Source organism: Amycolatopsis ultiminotia, from assembly GCF_039536925.1.
Taxonomy (GTDB): domain Bacteria; phylum Actinomycetota; class Actinomycetes; order Mycobacteriales; family Pseudonocardiaceae; genus Amycolatopsis; species Amycolatopsis ultiminotia.
Genome location: NZ_BAAAZN010000002.1, coordinates 438,566 through 458,102, shown reverse-complemented (window position 1 = coordinate 458,102; position 19,537 = coordinate 438,566). Strand labels below are relative to the sequence as shown.

16 protein-coding genes and 1 pseudogene are annotated in these 19,537 nt (G+C 71.7%); 3 read left to right on the top strand and 14 right to left on the bottom strand.

The annotated features are described in order from the left end of the window. The first annotated feature begins 128 nt into the window (after positions 1-128). Both ABD793_RS07010 and ABD793_RS07005 read left to right on the top strand, forming a co-directional pair. Positions 129-1,184, top strand: a complete 1,056-nt coding sequence (locus ABD793_RS07010) for a helix-turn-helix domain-containing protein (protein ID WP_344856541.1) — start codon at positions 129-131, stop codon at positions 1,182-1,184. Continuing rightward, entirely contained in the window at positions 1,181-2,314 is a 1,134-nt protein-coding gene (locus ABD793_RS07005; RefSeq protein ID WP_344856539.1) for a hypothetical protein, read from the top strand. Before ABD793_RS07010 ends, ABD793_RS07005 begins: the two co-directional genes overlap by 4 nt. Before the next feature lies 1 nt (position 2,315). On the opposite strand, the gene ABD793_RS07000 is transcribed toward ABD793_RS07005, so the two are convergent. The 14 genes and pseudogenes from ABD793_RS07000 to pyrR all read right to left on the bottom strand — a co-directional run bounded on the left by ABD793_RS07000 (position 2,316) and on the right by pyrR (position 17,925). After that, positions 2,316-2,834, bottom strand: a complete 519-nt coding sequence (locus ABD793_RS07000) for a GNAT family N-acetyltransferase (protein WP_344856537.1) — start codon at positions 2,832-2,834, stop codon at positions 2,316-2,318. Positions 2,835-3,224: 390 nt separating this feature from the next. After that, complete coding sequence (locus ABD793_RS06995) at positions 3,225-5,312, bottom strand: primosomal protein N' (protein WP_344856535.1); 2,088 nt, start codon at positions 5,310-5,312, stop codon at positions 3,225-3,227. A gap of 60 nt (positions 5,313-5,372) precedes the next feature. Further along, positions 5,373-6,575 (bottom strand): methionine adenosyltransferase, encoded by a 1,203-nt coding sequence (gene metK, locus ABD793_RS06990; RefSeq protein WP_344856533.1) that lies wholly within the window; start codon positions 6,573-6,575, stop codon positions 5,373-5,375. Positions 6,576-6,662: 87 nt separating this feature from the next. Then, positions 6,663-7,895, bottom strand: a complete 1,233-nt coding sequence (coaBC, locus tag ABD793_RS06985) for a bifunctional phosphopantothenoylcysteine decarboxylase/phosphopantothenate--cysteine ligase CoaBC (RefSeq protein ID WP_344856531.1) — start codon at positions 7,893-7,895, stop codon at positions 6,663-6,665. Continuing rightward, positions 7,888-8,157, bottom strand: coding sequence for a DNA-directed RNA polymerase subunit omega (gene rpoZ / locus ABD793_RS06980; protein ID WP_344856529.1), 270 nt, complete (start codon positions 8,155-8,157; stop codon positions 7,888-7,890). Before rpoZ ends, coaBC begins: the two co-directional genes overlap by 8 nt. Positions 8,158-8,162: 5 nt before the next feature. After that, positions 8,163-8,825 (bottom strand): guanylate kinase, encoded by a 663-nt coding sequence (gene gmk / locus ABD793_RS06975; protein ID WP_344856527.1) that lies wholly within the window; start codon positions 8,823-8,825, stop codon positions 8,163-8,165. Continuing rightward, positions 8,822-9,139 (bottom strand): integration host factor, actinobacterial type, encoded by a 318-nt coding sequence (gene mihF / locus ABD793_RS06970; protein WP_003096398.1) that lies wholly within the window; start codon positions 9,137-9,139, stop codon positions 8,822-8,824. The genes gmk and mihF overlap by 4 nt, the downstream gene beginning before the upstream one ends. A gap of 107 nt (positions 9,140-9,246) precedes the next feature. Next, positions 9,247-10,089, bottom strand: a complete 843-nt coding sequence (pyrF, locus tag ABD793_RS06965) for an orotidine-5'-phosphate decarboxylase (protein WP_344856524.1) — start codon at positions 10,087-10,089, stop codon at positions 9,247-9,249. Beyond that, a complete protein-coding gene (gene carB / locus ABD793_RS06960) occupies positions 10,086-13,418 on the bottom strand; it encodes a carbamoyl-phosphate synthase large subunit (RefSeq protein ID WP_344856522.1) in 3,333 nt (1,110 codons plus the stop codon). Before carB ends, pyrF begins: the two co-directional genes overlap by 4 nt. A gap of 77 nt (positions 13,419-13,495) precedes the next feature. Next, positions 13,496-14,614: pseudogene (gene carA / locus ABD793_RS06955) on the bottom strand (glutamine-hydrolyzing carbamoyl-phosphate synthase small subunit); the annotation flags it as partial. Further along, on the bottom strand, positions 14,611-15,114 hold the full coding sequence (locus ABD793_RS06950) for a PH-like domain-containing protein (RefSeq protein ID WP_344856520.1): 504 nt from the start codon (positions 15,112-15,114) through the stop codon (positions 14,611-14,613). The pseudogene carA and the gene ABD793_RS06950, both read right to left, overlap by 4 nt. Beyond that, complete coding sequence (locus ABD793_RS06945; protein ID WP_344856518.1) at positions 15,114-16,400, bottom strand: dihydroorotase; 1,287 nt, start codon at positions 16,398-16,400, stop codon at positions 15,114-15,116. Before ABD793_RS06945 ends, ABD793_RS06950 begins: the two co-directional genes overlap by 1 nt. Continuing rightward, positions 16,397-17,332, bottom strand: a complete 936-nt coding sequence (locus ABD793_RS06940) for an aspartate carbamoyltransferase catalytic subunit (protein ID WP_344856517.1) — start codon at positions 17,330-17,332, stop codon at positions 16,397-16,399. Before ABD793_RS06940 ends, ABD793_RS06945 begins: the two co-directional genes overlap by 4 nt. Beyond that, positions 17,329-17,925, bottom strand: coding sequence for a bifunctional pyr operon transcriptional regulator/uracil phosphoribosyltransferase PyrR (gene pyrR, locus ABD793_RS06935; RefSeq protein ID WP_344856516.1), 597 nt, complete (start codon positions 17,923-17,925; stop codon positions 17,329-17,331). The genes ABD793_RS06940 and pyrR overlap by 4 nt, the downstream gene beginning before the upstream one ends. A gap of 262 nt (positions 17,926-18,187) precedes the next feature. Between pyrR and bldD the strand changes: the two genes are divergently transcribed. Then, on the top strand, positions 18,188-18,676 hold the full coding sequence (gene bldD, locus ABD793_RS06930; protein ID WP_003096372.1) for a transcriptional regulator BldD: 489 nt from the start codon (positions 18,188-18,190) through the stop codon (positions 18,674-18,676). Positions 18,677-19,537 lie beyond the last annotated feature (861 nt).

Below are 19,537 nucleotides of genomic sequence, written 5' to 3'. Positions count from 1 at the left end.
CCTGGATCAGGCAACCCCAGTCCGGCCTCCGACACTCGTCCGCCGGCCTGGTCGGCACTTCCGGGCACCCGGGTGTAGAATCCCCGCCATTCGCCTGTGACTGAACTTTACTGAAGGGTCTGAAAGTCGTGTCGCAGCCACGCCCCGCGCTCGCCGGACGCCTCCGCGACCTGCGCAAGGAGAGCTGGCCGGGCGTGGACATCACCCAGAAACAGCTCGCCACCGCGTTCGGGTTGAGCACCGGCCTGCTCTCGTCGTGGGAGAACACCGCGAACCCGGTGACGCCGCCGCCGTCCCGGCTTGAGGCGTACGCCACATTCTTCGCCACCCGCCGGTCCGTGCAGGGGCGCGAATTCCGGCTGCTGCCCGCGGACCAGCTGACCGACGACGAGCGCGCCCGCAAGGAGAAGCTGCTCGCCGAGCTGACCGAACTGCGCGAGCCCGCCGCGGAGACCGGCTTCGCCCCGCACAGCCTGTGGCGGTTCCCGCCGAACCAGGACGTCGTGATCGTCTGCTCGCGGCTGCCGCCCGAACTGCGCATCCCCTACGCCGACCCGGCCAGCCCCGACTACGTCGACCTCTACACCTACGCCGACCCGGACGCGCTGATCGAGCTGTTCGGCCACATCCGCGCGTGCAACCCGGAGAACACGGTCACGTTCCGGACCACCGAACAGCATTCGCCGCTCACCCCGGACGAGTACACCGCGCACCTCGTGCTGCTCGGCGGGGTCGACTGGAACCCGCAGACCCGGCAGCTGCTCGACCGGGTGGAGGCCCCGGTGCGCCAGGTCGGCCGGGACGACGAGAGCGGACGGCTGGGCGGGTTCGAGGTGACCCGCGGCGACGGGCGGACCGAGCTGTTCTCCGCGCGGATCGACGCGGACGGCAAGCTCGCCGAGGACGTCGCGCACTTCTACCACGGGGTCAACCCGCTCAACCGCAAACGCACTGTCACGGTGTGCAACGGGATGTACGGGCGGGGCACCCTCGGCGCGGTACGCGCGCTCACCGACGCGCGCTTCCGCGACCGCAACCAGGCCTATCTGAACGAGCGGTTCGTGGGTGCGGAGTCTTTCAGCGTCATCAGCCGGGTACCCGTCTTCGACAACCAGGGACTGACCCCGGACTGGACCCTGCCGGGAAACCGGCTGCACGAATGGCCCGAAAGAAGCACTGCATGACCGCGACTGTCGCCGCCCCGGCGCAGCACACGACCCACCAGCGCCTGCTGCACCACGTACGCAGCGAGGACGCGCCGAAGGCGGACCTGGACGCGATCATCGTGCCCCACGGCCGTCCGGCCACCTTTCTCGACCAGGCCGTCGAAGCGGCCCGACAGGTCGACGCCACCCTGCTGCTGCTCTGTAGCAAGGACGCGCGGGCAACGGACGCGGTACTCGCCGCGAAGCAAGCAGGCGTATCGGCCCGCGCGATCGACACCGACGAAGTGGCGCCGCGGGGCGTCGTGCCCCGGTTCGCCACCACCGGGCTGCTGGGCACGAACGGCCTGCTGCGCGCGGCCGATACGAGTTTCAAGCGCAACCTCGGCGTGCTCGTCGCGGTACTGGCAGGCTGGCAGCGCGTGCTGTTCCTCGACGACGACATCGCGCTGCCACATCCGGAGGACCTGCGGGCGGCCGCCGGTCTGCTCGGCGAGCACGCGGCGGTCGGCCTCGGCAACAGCGGGATGCCGGACAACTCCGTGGTGTGCCACGCCTACCGGGACTCCGGCGGCCGGCAGGACACGTTCGTCGGCGGCGGAGCGCTGATGGTCGGCCGGAGCAGCTTCGGCTCGTTCTTCCCGGACATCTACAACGAGGACTGGTTCTTCCTCCTCGGCGAAGACCGGCTGCGCTGCACCGCGGTGACCGGCACGGCGCACCAGTCCCCGTACAACCCCTACGACCCGGCGCGAGCCGCGTCGGAGGAACTGGGCGACACACTGGCCGAGGGCGTCTACGGCCTGCTGGACCACGGCCTCGGCACGGCGGACGCGACGGAGTCCTACTGGGCGGAGTTCCTCGAAAGCCGCCGTGCCTTCATCCGGGTGGCGGTGCGACAGGTGGAGCAGGCGCCACAGCTGGATCGCACCGTGCGCAGCCAGATGATCGAGGCGCTGACCGCGGCGCTGGACCGCAACGTCGAGCTGATCACGCCTGCGCTGTGCGTGAGATACCTTCGTGCCTGGCAGTCCGACCGGCTCACCTGGCAGGACCACCTCCGGACACTCCGTGCCCGGCATCCCGGCGGCGGCGTGGACGGCGCACTGCGGACCCTCCGGATCACCACCGAGCTCGTGCACCGCGCCTGAATCACCGCTGCCGGATCACCGGGGGAAGGCCCTTCACCAGCACGTGGCACCGCTCCGGCTCGGACACCGTGCGGCCGTCGGGCAGGGTCCGTTCGGAGTAGCAGACCACGGTGCCGTGTCCCCAGTCCCGATAGCCGAGCCTGCGGTAGAGCCGCGCGGCGCGGGTGTTGTCGGTGCGGACGGCCAGTGCGCCACGGGCGTGCCCGTGGTCGGCGAGGTGGCGCTCGACCGCACGGACCAGTGCCGCGCCGATGCCGCGGTTGCGCTGGTCCGGCAGGACTTCCAGATGCGTCAGCAGCGGCACCCCCGGCAGGTGGCCCCGGATCGGCGGCTCCTCGGCGTCCTCCAGCCACAGGTACAGCGCCCCGACCGGCGTCCGCCCGCGCCAGGCGGTGAAGAGCACACCGAGCCCCTTCGCCTGCCGGGTGAGCCGGTCCTCGAAGTACCGCTGGTCCCCCAGCGCGGCGCCGAGCGGCACCGCGTCCGTCTGCTCGGCCGGGCGGATCGAAGCCTCGGTCATCAGCGCCGACTCCTGTTCGCAGGACCGGCCACCGGGTTCGTTCACGCAGGGGGCGACGGTCCGGCCCCGATCCTGATCACCGCCCGTTCCCAGAGTATGGGGCGCGGTGTAGCCGGGCAGCCTGCAGAAGAAGCAGTCCGAAGCCGCGAACGGAGCAACCACCCCGCCCGGCCACAACGGCACTGCGGTTCCCCCCGCCACGACGACAGCTGGCCGCCGCCCGACCACTCCGGTACCCACGCCCGCTGCAACAACACTCCGCCGCCGCCCGACCCCGGCGCCGCGCCCTGGCGACGCTCCGGTCCCGCCTGGCGCGGGCGGCACAACGATCCCGGCCCCGGCCGGCTCCGGGCTAGGAGGCGCGATCCGGGCGGGTGCCACGGCCGGCTTCTAGATCAGGTCCAGTGGGTCCAGCTGGATCCGGATCGGCTCGGTGGCCTTGCGGGCGTCGCGGCGGGCGGCGGCCTCGCGGACGGCGGTGGCCAGTGCCCGGCCGTCCGGGCGGGCGACGCGGATCAGTGCGCGTTCGCGGGTGGCGTTGCCCTCGTCGTCCTCTTCGCCCAGCGGGACCGGGCCGAGGATCTCGCCGGTGCCGGGCAGCGCGAGGTCGTCCAGCACGCCCGACACCGCGGACGGGCTGCCTTCCACGCTCGCCATCCGCATCGCGGGCGGGAAGCCCAGTTCACGGCGCTGCTCGAGTTCCTGTCCCGCATGCCACGCCGGGTCCCAGCGCACCAGTGCCTGCACCACCGGCATCCCCGCCTCGGCGCCGACGACGACCCGTCCCGCCGGGGCAGCGCGGACCAGTGCGGCGGCAGCCATCCACCGGCGCAGGGTCTCCTCGGCCGCCCGCAGATCCTGCCTGCCCAGCAACGCCCATCCGTCGAGCAGCAATGCCGCCCCGTACCCGCCCTCGGCGACCGGCTCCGCGCCCGGCGTGCACACCACCAGCGCCGGCCGTCCCGGCACGGTCGCCAGCACCTCGGCCGCGCCGGAGGTCCGCACCGGCACCCCGGGGAACGCGCGGCCCATCTCCTCCGCGGTCCGCTTCGCTCCCACCACGACGGCCCGCAACCGCACCGAACCACACGCCGGGCACCGGAACGCCGTCTCCGGTACCCCGCACCACCGGCACGCGGGCGGCTTCGGCGCACCGTCGGCCGAACCACCCGGCAACGCGAGCGGCCCGGCACACCGACGGCAGTGCGCGGACGTCCGGCACTGCCCGCAGGCCAGCCCCGGGACGTAACCCCGCCGCGGTACCTGCACCAACGCCGGAAGTCCCGCGGCGAAGGCCTGTCTGGCCGCCTCGAAGGCGACCGCGGGCAGCCGCGCGACCCTGGCCGCCTCGTCGCGGGCGACGTCGAAGTCCTCCCCCACCGGCGTGACCCGCGGTGCCGCGGACCGCAGCACGGTCCGGTCGGCCAGCACCGGCTGCGCCCACCCGGACTCCACGAGCAGCTGCGCCTCTGCCGTCCGGGCGAATCCGCCGACCAGCAACGACGACTTCGTGGCGTGCGCACGGTCCATCAGCACGTCGCGCACGTGCGGGTACGGCGCATGCGGGTCGAGGTGCAGATCGTCGCCGTCGTCCCACACCACGAACAGCCCGGGATCGGCGACCGGGGCGAACATCGCCGCGCGCGTGCCGACCACCACCCGCACCGCACCGCGCAGCACCGCGAGCCAGCGACGGTACCGCTCAGCCGGTCCCAGCCCGGCGATCAGCGCCACCACGCCGTGCGCGCCAAGCAGCTCCACGCATGCTTCGTGCACGCGGGTGAGGTCACGGTGGTCCGGCACGACCAGCACCGCGCCCCGGCCCTGCGCCGCGGCGACAGCCGCCGCCTCGGCGAGCCGCCGTGGCCAGTCCTCCCCCGGCAGCGCCTGCCACACGGCGTTCGCCGGGCCGCCCTTCGCGACGGCCTCCAGGAACGCCTCACCACGCTGGTAGCGCGCCCAGGCCGACACATCGGGCGCGGACGGCACCGGCGCGGCTTCGGCAGGCGGTTCGGCCTCGGTCTTCGCGTGCCGCGGCGGCAACGCCAGCCGCAGCACGTCGGACAGCGTGCCGCCGTAGCGGTCCGCCACCGAACGGCACAGCGTGTGCAGTGCGGCAGGCAGCACCGGTTCGCTCGACGTGACCCGCTCCAGGTACGCCAGCTTCCGCTCGTACTCCGTGGTGTCGGTGCGTTCGACGAGGTAGCCGTCCACGAGCTGCCCGGCGAACCGCACCCGCACCCGGCAACCGGGCACCGCCGACTCGTGCAGCTTCTCCGGCACCTGGTAGTCGAACGGACGGTCGAGGTGCGCGAGCGGCAGATCCACGACCACCCGCGCGACCGGCAGCTCCGGCGCAGGCTGCTGCTGCCCCTTGCGTGGTTTGGCCGGTTTCCTCGCCGGGGCGGCCTTCGGCTCCGGGGCGGAGCGCGAAGGCTCCGGCAGGTCCCACAGCGGGGCGGGTTCGGAGCTGCTCACCGGGAGATCTCTACCAGAGACGGACCGGCGCCCCCGCATCGCAGGAGCGCCGGTGCGGGCTCAGGCCCCGGCGAGCGAGCGCAGCGCGTCCGCGCGCGCCGTGCTCTCCCAGGGCAGGTCGAGATCCGGACGGCCGAAGTGGCCGTACGCCGCGGTCGGCGCGTAGATCGGGCGCAGCAGGTCGAGGTCCCGGATGATCGCGGCCGGGCGCAGGTCGAAGACCTCGCTGATGGCCGACTGGATCTTCGTCGGATCCACTGTCTCGGTGCCGAAGGTCTCCACGAACAGGCCCACCGGCGCGGCCTTGCCGATCGCGTACGCCACCTGCACCTCGACCCGGCCCGCCAGGCCGGCCGCGACCACGTTCTTCGCCACCCAGCGCATTGCGTACGCCGCGGACCGGTCCACCTTGGACGGGTCCTTGCCGGAGAACGCGCCGCCGCCGTGGCGGGCCATACCGCCGTAGGTGTCGACGATGATCTTGCGGCCGGTGAGCCCCGCGTCGCCCATCGGGCCGCCGATGACGAACCGTCCGGTGGGGTTCACCAGCAACCGGGTGCTGTCCGTCTCGAGGCCGAGCTCGGCCAGCTCCGGCTCCACCACGTGCTGCCGGACGTCCACGCCGAGCATCTGCTCGAGGTCGATCCCGTCGGCGTGCTGGGTGGACACCACCACGGTGTCCAGCCGCACCGGCTGCTCACCGGCGTACTCGATGGTGACCTGGGTCTTGCCGTCCGGGCGCAGGTAGGGCAGCACCCCGTCGTTGCGGACCGCGGTCAGCCTGCGGGAAAGCCGGTGCGCGAGCGCGATCGGCAGCGGCATCAGCTCCGGGGTGTCCGAACAGGCGTACCCGAACATCAGGCCCTGGTCGCCCGCGCCCTGGCGGTTGATCTCGTCCTCGTCGCTCTCCACCCGCGATTCGTACGCGGTGTCGACGCCCTGTGCGATGTCCGCCGACTGCGAGCCGATCGCGACGTTCACCCCGCAGGAGTTGCCGTCGAAGCCCTTGGCCGACGAGTCGTAGCCGATCCGCAGGATCACCTCACGCACGATGGTGGGGATGTCCGCGTAGGCCTCGGTGGTCACCTCGCCCGCGACGTGCACCTGCCCGGTGGTGATCAGGGTCTCCACGGCGACCCGGCTGCGCGGGTCCTTGGTGAGCAGCCCGTCGAGGATCGAGTCGCTGATCGCGTCACAGATCTTGTCGGGGTGTCCCTCGGTGACCGATTCCGACGTGAACAGCCTTTTGGTGGACGCAGTCACGACCTCGTCACTTCCCTCGGTTGACTCGGTACCGAAGCACTCTTCCGTACCCGCTTGCCAGGCCCACATTACCCAGCCGTACTGGAGCTAAGGTCGACGATCGCGCAAAGCTGTCACGGCGTCCCACAGTGTGGCCGCCAGCCGCGCTTTCGCACCGAGCGGGATGGCCTCTTCGGCGCCGTCCGCGGCGAGCAGCCAGCCGGAATTGTCCTCCGTGCCGAACGCCTTGCCGTCGCCGACCGCGTTGACCACCAGCAGGTCGGCACCCTTGCGGCGCAGCTTCGCACGGGCGTGGTCGAGCACGCTGCCCTGCTCGTCGCCGGTCTCCGCGGCGAACCCCACCACGGTCTGCCCCGGCCTGCGCTCGCGCACCAGCTCGGCCAGGATGTCCGCATTGCGGTCCAGCGTGATGACCGGATCCGGGGAGTCGTCGGACTTCTTGATCTTGTGCTCGGCGCGGTCGGCGGGCCGGAAGTCCGCGACGGCGGCGGCCATCACCACCACGTCGGCGTCCGCGGCCGCGGCCCGCACCGCCTTGCGCATTTCCTCCGCGGTGGACACCCGCTCCAGCACCGCACCCGCGGGCGGCGGCAGTGCGACGGTGTGCCCGGCGACCAGCCGCACCTCCGCGCCGCGCTGGGCGGCGACCCTGGCCAGCGCGAACCCCTGTTTGCCGGACGAGCGGTTGCCGAGATAGCGGACCGGGTCGAGCGGTTCGCGGGTGCCGCCCGCAGACACCACGATCCGCAGTCCTTCGAGATCGCGCGGCAATGCGCGGGGCACCTCGAGCAGCAGCCGGGCGAGATCGACGATCTCGGCCGGATCGGCGAGCCTGCCCTTGCCGGTGTCCACGCCGGTCAGCCTGCCGGAGGCGGGTTCGGCGACGGTCGTCCCGCGTGCACGCAGCAGCGCCACGTTGTCGCGGGTGGCCGGGTGCTCCCACATCTCGGTGTGCATCGCCGGGAAGAAGGCGATCGGGCACCGCGCGGTGAGCAGGGTGTTCGTGAGCAGATCGTCGGCGATCCCGTGCGCGGCCTTGGCCAGCAGGTTCGCGGTCGCCGGGACGACCAGCACGAGATCGGCTTCCTTGCCGACCCGCACGTGCTGGACCTCGGGCACCTCGGTGAAAACCCCGGTGTGCACCGGGTTTCCGGACAGTGCCTCGAAAGTCGCCGCGCCGACGAACTTCAGCGCGGCCTCGGTGGGCACGACACGCACGTCGTGCCCGGTTTCGGTGAGGCCCCGCAGGACCTCGCACGCCTTGTAGGCGGCGATCCCGCCGCCCACGCCCAGGACGACCCTGGGCCCGGCGTCACTCACCCTCGGTGTGCTCGAGCAGCCCGCCGTGGATCTCGCGCAGCGCGATCGACAGCGGCTTCTCCCGGGCGCCGGGCTCGACCAGCGGCCCGACGTACTCCAGCAGGCCCTCGCCGAGCTGCGCGTAGTAGTCGTTGATCTGGCGGGCCCGCTTGGCCGAGTAGATCACCAGCGCGTACTTCGAGGAGACCTTTTCGAGCAGGTCGTCGATCGGCGGGTTGGTGATGCCTTCGAGCTCTTCCAGCGTCGCCTGTTGCACAGCCACTCGCGCTACTCCGTATCGTTCAGGGGTCCGGCGGCGGAGACCTCGCCACCGGACATCAAGTCTAGCAACCGCCGTGCGGCGGTCCCCACGTCGGCGTTCACCAGCCGCACGTCGAACTCGCCCGCGGCGGCCAGCTCGCGCTCCGCCTCGGCCAGCCGGGTGCGCACCGCGGCCTCGTTTTCCGTGCCCCGCCCGGTGAGCCTGCCGACCAGTTCTTCCCAGGACGGCGGCATCAGCATCACCAGCCGCGCCTCCGGCATCGCCGCGCGCACCTGCCGCGCACCCTGCAGCTCGATCTCCAGCACCGCGGGCCTGCCCTCCGCGAGCGCCCGGTCCACCGGCTCCCGCGGGGTGCCGTAGCGGTTGCCCGCGAACTCGGCCCACTCCAGCAGCCGGCCCTCGGCCACCATCCGGTCGAACTCGGCGGCGTCCACGAAGTGGTAGTGGTTCCCGTCGACCTCGCCGGGCCGCGGTGCCCGCGTGGTGACCGAGACGCTGAAGTAGATATCCGGATCGAGCCGACGCAGCTGTCCCACCACACTCGACTTCCCGACGCCGGAGGGCCCCGATACGACGGTGAGCCGGGGGCGGGAGGTCTCCCCCGCCACCGGCTCACCGTCGCGGTCGGTACCCCGGGTCACCGGGATGTCCCGACCGGCGCCGCTCACTCTCCGCTGAACTCGGCCAGCAGCGCCTTGCGCTGCCGGTCGCCGAGCCCGCGGAGCCTGCGGCTGGGCGCGATCTCCAGTCGTTCCATGGTCTGCTGGGCACGGACCTTGCCGACGCCGGGGAGAGCCTCGAGCAGGGCCGACACCTTCATCTTGCCGAGGACTTCGTTCTCCTCGGCCTGCTTCAGCACGTCGACCAGAGTGGTACCGCCCCGCTTCAGCCGCTCCTTCAGCTCAGCACGGATGCGGCGGGCGGCGGCGGCCTTCTCCAGCGCCGCAGCACGCTGTTCCTCTGTCAGCTGGGGAAGTGCCACGTTTTCCTCCGGTAGTTCTCACATCTGGGTGGGTGACGCGACGGTACCCACCCCTGAGCAGGGGCCACAATGCGGGGGTGGCCGCTGTGGCGGGATTCCCCGGCCTGCTATTGGCCGCTTTCGGGCGTTCCGGCCAACCGGAGGGCCACCTGCTCCGCCGCCCGGCGCAACGCGGCCGCGTCCGGACCGTGTCGCAGCAGGTCACGGGACGACGCAGGGAGCAGCCCCGGCAGGTCCGGGCCGAACACCGCGCGCAGGTCGGCCACGGTCGCGCCCTGCGCGCCGAACCCAGGAGCCAGCACCGGCCCGTTGAGCTGCGAAAGGTCCACCTCTCCAGGCGGCACAGTGGCCCCCACGACCACGCCGACATCGCCGTAGGGCTCCGCCCCCGCGTTGTGCTCCGCGGCCGCGTCCACGACGCTCTGGGCCACCGTGCGACCGTCCGCCAGCCGCGCGCTCTGCAGCGTGTGCGCCTCCGGGTTCGAGGTGCGCGCGAGCACGAACAGTCCGTTACCCGCCTCGCGGGCAGTGGTCACGGCGGTGTCGAGAGCACCGAAACCCAAGTACGGCGAAACTGTGACCGCATCGGCGGTGAAAGCTGCCTGTTCGGCCACGTACGCCGCCGTGTACGCCGCCATGGTGGAGCCGATGTCCCCGCGCTTCACGTCGAGCAGTACGAGCGCACCGGCTTCGTGCACGGCGTCGATGACGCGGTTCAGCACCGCCACCCCTGGCGGGCCGAACGCCTCGAAGAACGCCGACTGCGGTTTGACGATCGCGGTGACCGCGCCCAGCGCTTCCGCTGCGCCGAGCGCGAACCGCTCCAGCCCGCTCGCGTCCAGCGGCAGGCCCCACGACTCGATCAGGCCCGGATGCGGGTCGATCCCGGAGCACAGCGGGCCACGGGCGGCGACCGCCGCGGCGAGCCGGGCACCGAATCGTGCACTCACGAGGTCGCCTTCAGCGCCGCCTGGAGATCTTGCAGGCTGCGCACCCCGATGTCCCCACGGATCAGTGCCTCGATGCCGTGCACGGCCGCGGCAGCGCCCTGCACCGTAGTGATGCACGGGATGTCCCGCGATACCGCGGCAGTGCGGATTTCGTAGCCGTCCACACGGGGTCCGCTGTTGCCGTAGGGCGTGTTGATGACCATGTCCACGCCGCCGTCGAGGATCACGTCCACGATGTGCGGCTCGCCGCTGCCCTGGTCCGGCTCGGAGTGCTTGCGCACCACCGAACAGGCAACCCCGTTGCGCCGCAGCACTTCCGCGGTGCCGCTGGTGGCGAGGATCTCGAACCCGAGGTCGGCCAGCCGTTTCACCGGGAACACCAGCGAGCGCTTGTCCCGGTTGGCCACCGAGACGAACGCCCGCCCGGAGGTCGGCAGCGAGCCGTAGGCCGCGCTCTGCGATTTCGCGAACGCCTGCCCGAACGACACGTCCACGCCCATCACCTCGCCGGTGGACTTCATCTCCGGGCCGAGCAGCGAATCGACGCCGTGTCCCTCCGGGGTGCGGAACCGGTGGAACGGCAGCACCGCCTCCTTGACCGCGACCGGCGAATCGGCAGGCATCTGCCCGCCGTCGCCTTCGGCGGGCAGCACGCCGGAGACACGCAGGTCCTTGATCGAGGAGCCGGTCATGATCAACGCCGCGGCCTTCGCCAGCGGTACCGCGGTGGCCTTCGAAACGAACGGCACCGTGCGCGAAGCACGCGGGTTGGCCTCCAGGACGTACAGCACGTCGTCCTTGAGCGCGTATTGCACGTTCAGCAGCCCGCGCACGCCGACACCGCGCGCGATCGCCTCGGTGGAACTGCGCACGGCTTCGACGTCCTGCGCGCCGAGCGTGATCGGCGGCAGTGCGCACGACGAGTCGCCGGAGTGGATGCCCGCTTCTTCGATGTGCTCCATGACGCCGCCGAGGTACAGGTCGTCGCCGTCGAAGAGCGCGTCGACGTCGATCTCGATCGCGTCGTCGAGGAAGCGGTCCACGAGCACCGGGTGTTCCGGCGTGACCTCGGTGGCCCGGCGGATGTAGCCGGCCAGCGATTCCTCGTCGTAGACGATCTCCATCCCGCGTCCGCCGAGCACGTACGACGGCCGCACCAGCACCGGGTAGCCGATCTCGTCGGCGATCCGCTTCGCGCCCTCGAACGACGTCGCGGTGCCGTACTTCGGCGCGGGCAGCCCGGCGTCGCCGAGCACCTCGCCGAACGCACCGCGGTCCTCGGCGAGGTTGATCGCCTCCGGCGGGGTGCCGACCACCGGCACCCCCGCGTCGGCCAGCCGCTGCGCCAGCCCGAGCGGGGTCTGCCCGCCCAGCTGCACGATGACGCCGGCGACGGTGCCCGACTGCTGTTCGGCGTGCACCACCTCCAGCACGTCCTCAAAGGACAGCGGCTCGAAGTACAGCCGGTCCGAGGTGTCGTAGTCGGTGGACACCGTTTCCGGGTTGCAGTTGACCATCACCGCCTCGAATCCGGCCTCCCGCAACGCGATCGCCGCGTGCACGCAGGAGTAGTCGAACTCGATGCCCTGACCGATCCGGTTCGGACCGGAGCCGAGGATGAGCACCTTCGGCTTGTCACCCTGCGCCGCTACCTCCGACGTCGCCGCGGGGTCGGTCTCGTAGGCCGAGTAGTGGTACGGCGTCTTCGCGGCGAACTCCGCCGCGCAGGTGTCCACGGTCTTGAACACCGGCCGCACACCGAGCCGGTGCCGCAGCGCGCGCACCCCGTCCTCGCCTGCCAGCTCCGGGCGCAGCGCGGCGACCTGCCGGTCGGACAACCCGGTGCGCTTGGCGCGGCGCAGCAGGTCCCCGTCGAGCACCGGTGCTTCGCGCACTTCGGCACCGATCTCGCCGATCAGCGCGATCTGGTCGATGAACCACGGGTCGATGCCGGAGGCCTCGTGCACCTGGGCGACGGTGGCACCGAGCCGCAGCGCCCGCTCCACCTCGTACAGCCTGCCCTCGTGCGGCACCCGCAGATCATCCAAAGTGGACTCCAGCGTGGCGCCTTCCGGATCCGGCAGCGTCCAGAACCCGGTGGCCTTGGTCTCGATCGAGCGCATCGCCTTGCCGAGCGCCTCGGGGAAACTGCGGCCGAACGACATCGCCTCGCCGACGCTCTTCATCGTGGTGGTGAGCGTCGGGTCCGCGCCGGGGAACTTCTCGAAGGCGAACCGCGGCACCTTCACCACGACGTAGTCCAAAGTGGGCTCGAACGCGGCCGGGGTCTCGCCGGTGATGTCGTTGCGGATCTCGTCGAGCGCGTAGCCGATGGCGAGCTTCGCGGCGATCTTGGCGATCGGGAAACCGGTCGCCTTCGAGGCCAGTGCACTCGAGCGGGACACCCGCGGGTTCATCTCGATCACGACCATGCGGCCGTCCTCGGGGTTGAACGCGAACTGGATGTTGCAGCCACCGGTGTCCACGCCGACCTCGCGCAGTACCGCGATGCCGACGTCGCGCATCTGCTGGAACTCGCGGTCGGTCAGCGTCATCGTCGGCGCCACGGTGACCGAATCGCCGGTGTGCACGCCCATCGCGTCCACGTTCTCGATCGAGCACACGACCACGACGTTGTCGTGTTTGTCGCGCATCAGCTCGAGCTCGTACTCCTTCCAGCCGAGCACGCTCTCCTCGATCAGCACCTCGGTGACCGGTGATTCGGTGAGCCCGGTGGAGGCCAGCCGCGCGAGGTCCTCGTCGGTGTGCGCCATGCCCGAACCGAGCCCGCCCATGGTGAACGACGGCCGGATGACCACCGGCAGGCCGAGCTCGGCGACGGTGGCGCGGACCTCGTCCATGTCGTGGCAGACGCGGCTGCGCGGCACCTCGGCGCCGATCGAGCGCACGATGTCCTTGAACTTCTGCCGGTCCTCACCGCGCTGGATGGCGTCGATGTCCGCGCCGATCAGCTCCACGCCGTACTTCTCCAGCACCCCGCGCTCGTGCAGGGCCACCGCACAGTTCAGCGCGGTCTGCCCGCCGAGCGTGGCCAGCAGGCAGTCGACCGGCCGCCCGGCATCCTTTTCCGCGGCGATGACCTTCTCCACGAAGTCCGGCGTGACCGGCTCGATGTAGGTGGCGTCGGCGAACTCCGGGTCGGTCATGATGGTGGCCGGGTTGGAGTTCACCAGGCTCACCCGCAGCCCCTCGGCCCGCAGCACCCGGCAGGCCTGCGTCCCCGAGTAGTCGAACTCGGCCGCCTGCCCGATCACGATCGGCCCGGAGCCGATCACCAGCACGTGCTGGATGTCCGTCCTCTTCGGCATCAGGCCTTCTTCTCCTGTGTCTTGCGGGATACCCGCGCCCGGTCGTGCCCCGCAGGCAGGGCTGCGCCAGTGCGGCCCGCGCGGGACTCCATCAACTCAACGAACTCGTCGAACAGCGGGGCGGCGTCGTGCGGTCCGGCCGCCGCTTCGGGGTGGTATTGCACGGAGAACGCCGGCACGTCGAAGGCGCGCACACCCTCCACCGTGTCGTCGTTCGGGCAGTAGTGGCTGATCTGCGCGGCGCCGTAAGGCGAGTCGAACCGTTGTCCCGGCTCGCCTTCGAGTGCGAAGCCGTGGTTCTGCGCGGTGATCGCGACCCGGCCGGTGGCCACGTCGATCACCGGGATGTTGATACCGCGGTGGCCGTACCGCATCTTGTAGGTGCCCAGCCCCAGCGCGCGGCCGAGGATCTGGTTGCCGAAGCAGATGCCGAACAGCGGGATCTGCCGCTCCAGCACGGTTTTCGTGAGCGCGGTGGCGTGCGCGGTGGTGGCCGGGTCGCCGGGGCCGTTGGACAGGAACACCCCGTCCGGCTCCAGCGCCAGCAGGTCCTCGGCGCTCGTGGCGCTCGGCAGCACGTGCACCTCGATGCCGTGCCGGGACATCAGCCGCGGGGTGTTCGCCTTGATGCCGAGGTCGAGCGCGGCCACCCGGAAGCGCCGGGTGCCCGCCGCGGGCACCACGTACGGCTGGTCCGTGGAGACCTCGCCCGCCAGGTCGGCGCCCTTCATCTGCGGGCTCGCCAGTACCTGCTCGACCATCCGCTCGTCGGTGTCCAGCGCGTCGCCGGAGAACACCCCGGCCCGCATCGCACCGCGCTCGCGCAGGTGCCGGGTCAGCGTGCGGGTGTCCACTTCGGAGATCCCGACGACGCCCTGGCGGACCAGCTCGTCGTCGAGCCCGCGCCTGGCCCGCCAGTTCGACGGGGTGCGCGCGGGATCGCGCACCACATAGCCGGAAACCCAGATCCGGGCGGATTCGTCGTCCTCGTCGTTCCAGCCGGTGTTGCCGATCTGCGGTGCGGTCTGCACCACGATCTGCCGGTGGTACGAGGGATCGGTCAGGGTCTCCTGGTAGCCGGTCATCCCGGTGCAGAACACCGCCTCGCCGAGCGTCCGCCCGCGCGCGCCGTAGGCCGCGCCGCGGAACACCCGGCCGTCCTCGAGAACCAGTGCGGCCGAGCTACGGGTGCTCACTGGGCACCTCCCTTGATGTCGTGCACGGAGAGCTCCGTGATCCACTGTGGATAGTCGTCGAGATCGTCGCCGCGGAACCCGGTGTCCAGCTCGACGTCGCCGAGCCGCCAGGTGAGCACGAGCAGCGCGTCGGTGCCCATCACCTTGCCCGCGATCCGCGAATCGCGGCGCGCCCCGGTGACCGTCGCGCGCGGGATCCAGAAGTCCGGGGCACCGCCGCGTTCCACCGCGACGCCGCCGGGATGCAGCCGCCAGACCGCGCCGGTGCGCAGTCCCGCGCCACGGGTGACCACGCGGTCCTGCCAGTTGCCCGCGGTCGTCGTGCTCAGGTAGATCCCGGTGGACTCGAGCAGGACTTCGCCCGGTTCCTCGGGGATCGCCGGGAACGGCGGCACGACCGCGCTCTGCGAACGCGATTTGCGCCGCCAGCCCAGCCACATGCCGCTCAGGCAGAGCAGGAAGAACACCACGATCGCCAGTACGAGCCAGAAGCGCTCCATCAGCGGATCTTCCCTTCCTGCGCGGTGATCCGCCCGCGCAGCACGGTGGCCGTCACCACGCCGGGCAGCCGCATTCCCTCGTACGGGGTGTTGGCCGCGATACTGGCCAGCTCGGCCCCGCGCACGGTCCACTCCGCGTCCGGGTCCACCAGCGCCAGGCTGGCCGGCTCCCCCACCGCGATCGGACGGCCGTGGTCGGGCAGGTTGCCGATCTCGGCAGGCCGTTCGCTCAGCACCCTCGCCACCCCCCGCCAGTCGAGCAGACCGGGCTTCACCATCGTCTCGACGACCACCGACAGCGCGGTCTGCAGGCCGAGCATGCCGGGCCGGGCCGCGCTCCACTCGGTGTCCTTCTCCTGTGGGGCGTGCGGCGCGTGGTCGGTGGCGACGCAGTCGAGCACGCCTTCGGCCAGCGCCGCCCGCAACGTCTCCGCGTCGCCGCCGGTGCGCAGCGGCGGGTTGACCTTGTTGACCGGGTCGTAGGTCTCGAGCAGCTCGTCGGTGAGCAACAGGTGGTGCGGCGTGACTTCGGCGGACACCTTCGTGCCGCGCTCCTTCGCCCAGCGCAGCACGTCGACGGTGCCCGCAGTGGAGACGTGGCAGACGTGCAGCCGCGCGTTCGCGTGCCGCGCCAGCAGGCAGTCGCGTGCGACGATCGATTCCTCCGCCGAGGCAGGCCAGCCCGGGTAACCGAGCCGGGAGGCGCGCTCGCCCTCGTGCGCCTGCGCCCCGACGGTGAGGCGGGGTTCTTCGGCGTGCTGGGCGATCACCGCGTCGAGCGCGGTCGAGTACTCCAGCGCGCGGCGCATCAGCAGCGGGTCGGCCACGCACACGCCGTCGTCGGAGAACATCCGCACGCTTGCCGTGCCCTTGGCCATGGTGCCCAGCTCGGCCAGCTTCTCACCGCCCAGCCCGACGGTGACCGCGCCGACCGGGTGCACGTCGACCAGTCCGACCTCCCGCCCGCGCCGCCACACGTGGTCGGTGACGAGCGCGTTGTCCGCCACCGGATCGGTGTTGGCCATGGCGAACACCGCGGTGTAGCCGCCGAGCGCGGCGGCCGCGGAACCGGAGTCGATCGTCTCGGTGTCCTCGCGGCCCGGTTCGCGCAGATGCGTGTGCAGGTCGACGAACCCGGGCAACAGCACCTGCCCCGCGGCGTCGAGCACCTCGGCGCCCTCGGGCACCGCGACGGTGCCGATCGCGGTGATCACGCCGTTTTCCACGAGTACGTCGACCGGCTCGCCTTCGCCGTACGGGCGGGCGCCCTTGATCACCAGGCTCACGCGGCGGCTCCTTCACTGGCCAAGAGGTGGTACAGGACCGCCATGCGCACGTGGACACCGTTGCGGACCTGTTCGGTGACGGCCGAGGCCGGGGAATCGGCGACCGCGTGCGCGATCTCCATCCCGCGCAGCATCGGCCCGGGGTGCAGCACCACAGCATGGTCCGGCAGCAGCTCCTGCCTGCGCTCGGAAAGGCCGTAGGAGATCGAATACTCCCGCGACGACGGGAAGAACCCCCCGCCGGTCATGCGCTCAGCCTGGACGCGCAGCATCATCACCGCGTCGACCGCGGGCAGTTCGGCGTCGAGGTCGTGCGACACGGTGACCGGCAGCCGGTCCGCGCCGACCGGCAGCAGCGTCGGCGGCGCGACGAGCACGACTTCGGCGCCGAGGGTGCTCAGCAGGTGGATGTTGGACCGCGCGACCCGGCTGTGCAGCACGTCGCCGACGATGGCGATCCGGCGGCCGTTCAGGCTGCCGAGACGTTCCCGCAGGGTGGCGGCGTCCAGCAACGCCTGCGTGGGGTGCTCGTGCGTGCCGTCGCCTGCGTTGACCACCGACGTGCCCGCCTCGGCGAGCCAGCCGGAAAGCCGGTGCGCCGCACCGGAGGCGGGGTGCCGGATGATCACGCAGTCGGCACCCGCGGCGGCAAGGGTGAGCGCGGTGTCCCGCAGCGATTCGCCTTTGTTCACCGAGGAACTGGACGCCGAGACGTTGATCACGTCGGCGCTCATCCACTTCCCGGCGATCTCGAACGACACCCGGGTGCGGGTGGAGTTCTCGTAGAACAGCGTGATCACGGTGCGGCCGCGCAGCGTCGGCAGCTTCTTGACCTCGCGGCCGAGCAGGGTGTGCTTGAGCTCGTCGGCGGTGTCGAGCACCGCGGTGGCGGTCTCGGCGTCCAGCCCGTCCGTGGCGAGCAGGTGCTTCACCGGGTCTCTCCTTCCGGCGCGCGCAGCAGCACCGCGTCCCGCCCGTCCACTTCGGACAGCAGCACGGAAACGCCCTCGGCCCGCGCGGTGGGCACGTTCTTGCCGACGTAGTCGGCACGGATCGGCAGCTCGCGGTGGCCGCGGTCGACCAGCACGGCGAGCTGTACCGCACGCGGACGGCCGTGGTCGCGCAACGCGTCCAGTGCGGCGGCGATGGTGCGGCCGGAGAACAGCACGTCGTCGACGAGGATCACCACCCGGTCGTCGATCCCGTCCGGCGGCAGCTGCGTCTGCTCGAGCGCCCGCGGCGGGCGGCGGCGCAGATCGTCGCGGTAGAGGGTGATGTCGAGGGCACCGCAGGGCGGCTCGGCGCCGGCGAACTCGCCGATCCGGGCGGCGAGGCGGGCGGCCAAGGGGGTGCCCCGGGTGGGAATGCCGAGCAGCACCGGGTGCCGGTCGGGCGGACCGGCCCCGAGGGCGGTCTTCTCGATGACCTGATGGGCCATCCGGGCGATCGTGCGCGCGACATCACCGGCCGAGAGCAGCTCGCGCTGCCCCGCCGGCTCCGCCTCGCCACGGGGACGTGACGACAAAGCCGGACCTCCTTCCCCGCCTCTCCGGACGGGTCCTTAAAGGACGTCGGCCTCCGGCCGGCCGCCGGAAACCGCACCGACAGTAGCAGGAGCCGTCAATCAGCCTTCCGAGTGGTGCGAGCAGGCCCGTCACCTGCGCGGACGGACGTTCTGCTTGACCTGGTGACAACTATGCGTAACCATTACTCTGAGTATTCGACTCGAGGAGTCCCCGGCCCGGTCGTTCCGGCGGGCGTGGGGTGAGGAAACGGAGAACCACCAGATGGGCGATTACGCCAAGGCGCTCGGGGCCAAGCTCCGCGGGATCCGCCAGCAGCAGGGCCTGTCCCTGCACGGGGTCGAGCAGAAGTCCGGCGGCCGCTGGAAGGCCGTCGTCGTGGGCTCGTACGAGCGTGGCGATCGGGCCGTCACCGTCCAGAAGCTGGCCGAACTGGCCGACTTCTACGGCGTCCCGGTGGTCGAACTGCTGCCGGAGGGCCGGGTGCCCTCGGGTGCCGAGCCCGCCACGAAGATCGTGATCAACCTCGAGCGGCTGCAGCAGCTGCCCGCGGAAAAGGTCGGCCCGCTCGCCCGGTACGCGGCGACCATCCAGAGCCAGCGCGGGGACTACAACGGCAAGGTGCTCTCCATCCGCACCGAGGACCTGCGCTCGCTGGCCATCATCTACGACATGACCCCCGGCGAGCTCACCGAACAGCTCATCGACTGGGGCGTGCTCCCGCCGGAAGCCCGGCCGTCCAAAGAAGACTGATCAGCGCCGGACGGACCGCGCCGTGGTGGGCGTCCCCGGAATGGGGAACCGGGAACACCCACCACGCGCCGCCCCGGCCCTGCTCCGGCCGCCCCACCAGCCAACGCACCCGCACGCAGGCCACCCGCGCCGCGCCGCCACCCGGCCACGCCGCCGCTGCTCAGCCGCGCCACCGCCAGGCAGCCACTCCGCTCAACCGCGCCGTCGGCCAGCCAATGCGCCGTCAGACGGTCACGCCGCCGCTGCCCAGCCACGCCGCCACCCGGCCAGACCGCCGCTACTCAGCCGCGCCACCGCCACCAGCCGCTCCGCTCAACCGCGCCGCCGCTGCCGTGCCACGCCATCGCCAGGCAACCACTCCGCCCAGCACCGCCGCCGTCGGCCAGCCAATCCGCCGTCAGACGGCCACGCCGTCCAACCGCGCCGCCGCTGTCCAGTCACGTCGTCGCTGCCGTGCCACGCCGCCGCTGTCCGGTCACGTTGCTGCCCGGCCGCGCGGTTGCCGACCTCGGCAAACGCCTCCACCAGGGCGGCCGTTCATCCGGCTGTCCGACTCGCCGGAGCGGGCCTCTCCCGCCGCCTCGCCGCTGCTCCGCGCGGCCCAGCGGCGGGCCTGGGCAATCCATCCGCCAGGACTGCCACTCGCCTCGGTTGATCGGCGCACTTCGTCTCCGGCAGCTCTGCCTGGCAGTTCCGCCGATACCGGCCGTTCCTGACACATCGCCTCACGTCGACCAAGCACGCTCGCCACATTTGTGCGCGGAACGTGCTGTCGGCCGTCCCGTCTGGCATTTCAGCCACACCTGACTGGCTGCCCAGCAGTTCGGCCACGACGCGCACGTCCAAACAGCACGTGCCGTC

Excerpts from the sequence above, each read along its gene's own strand:
- ABD793_RS06950 (WP_344856520.1), bottom strand. The coding sequence starts at position 15,114 with ATGGAGCGCTTCTGGCTCGTACTGGCGATCGTGGTGTTCTTCCTGCTC.
- bldD (WP_003096372.1), top strand. The coding sequence starts at position 18,188 with ATGGGCGATTACGCCAAGGCGCTCGGGGCCAAGCTCCGCGGGATCCGC.
- carB (WP_344856522.1), bottom strand. The coding sequence starts at position 13,418 with ATGCCGAAGAGGACGGACATCCAGCACGTGCTGGTGATCGGCTCCGGG.
- ABD793_RS07000 (WP_344856537.1), bottom strand. The coding sequence starts at position 2,834 with ATGACCGAGGCTTCGATCCGCCCGGCCGAGCAGACGGACGCGGTGCCG.
- ABD793_RS07005 (WP_344856539.1), top strand. The coding sequence starts at position 1,181 with ATGACCGCGACTGTCGCCGCCCCGGCGCAGCACACGACCCACCAGCGC.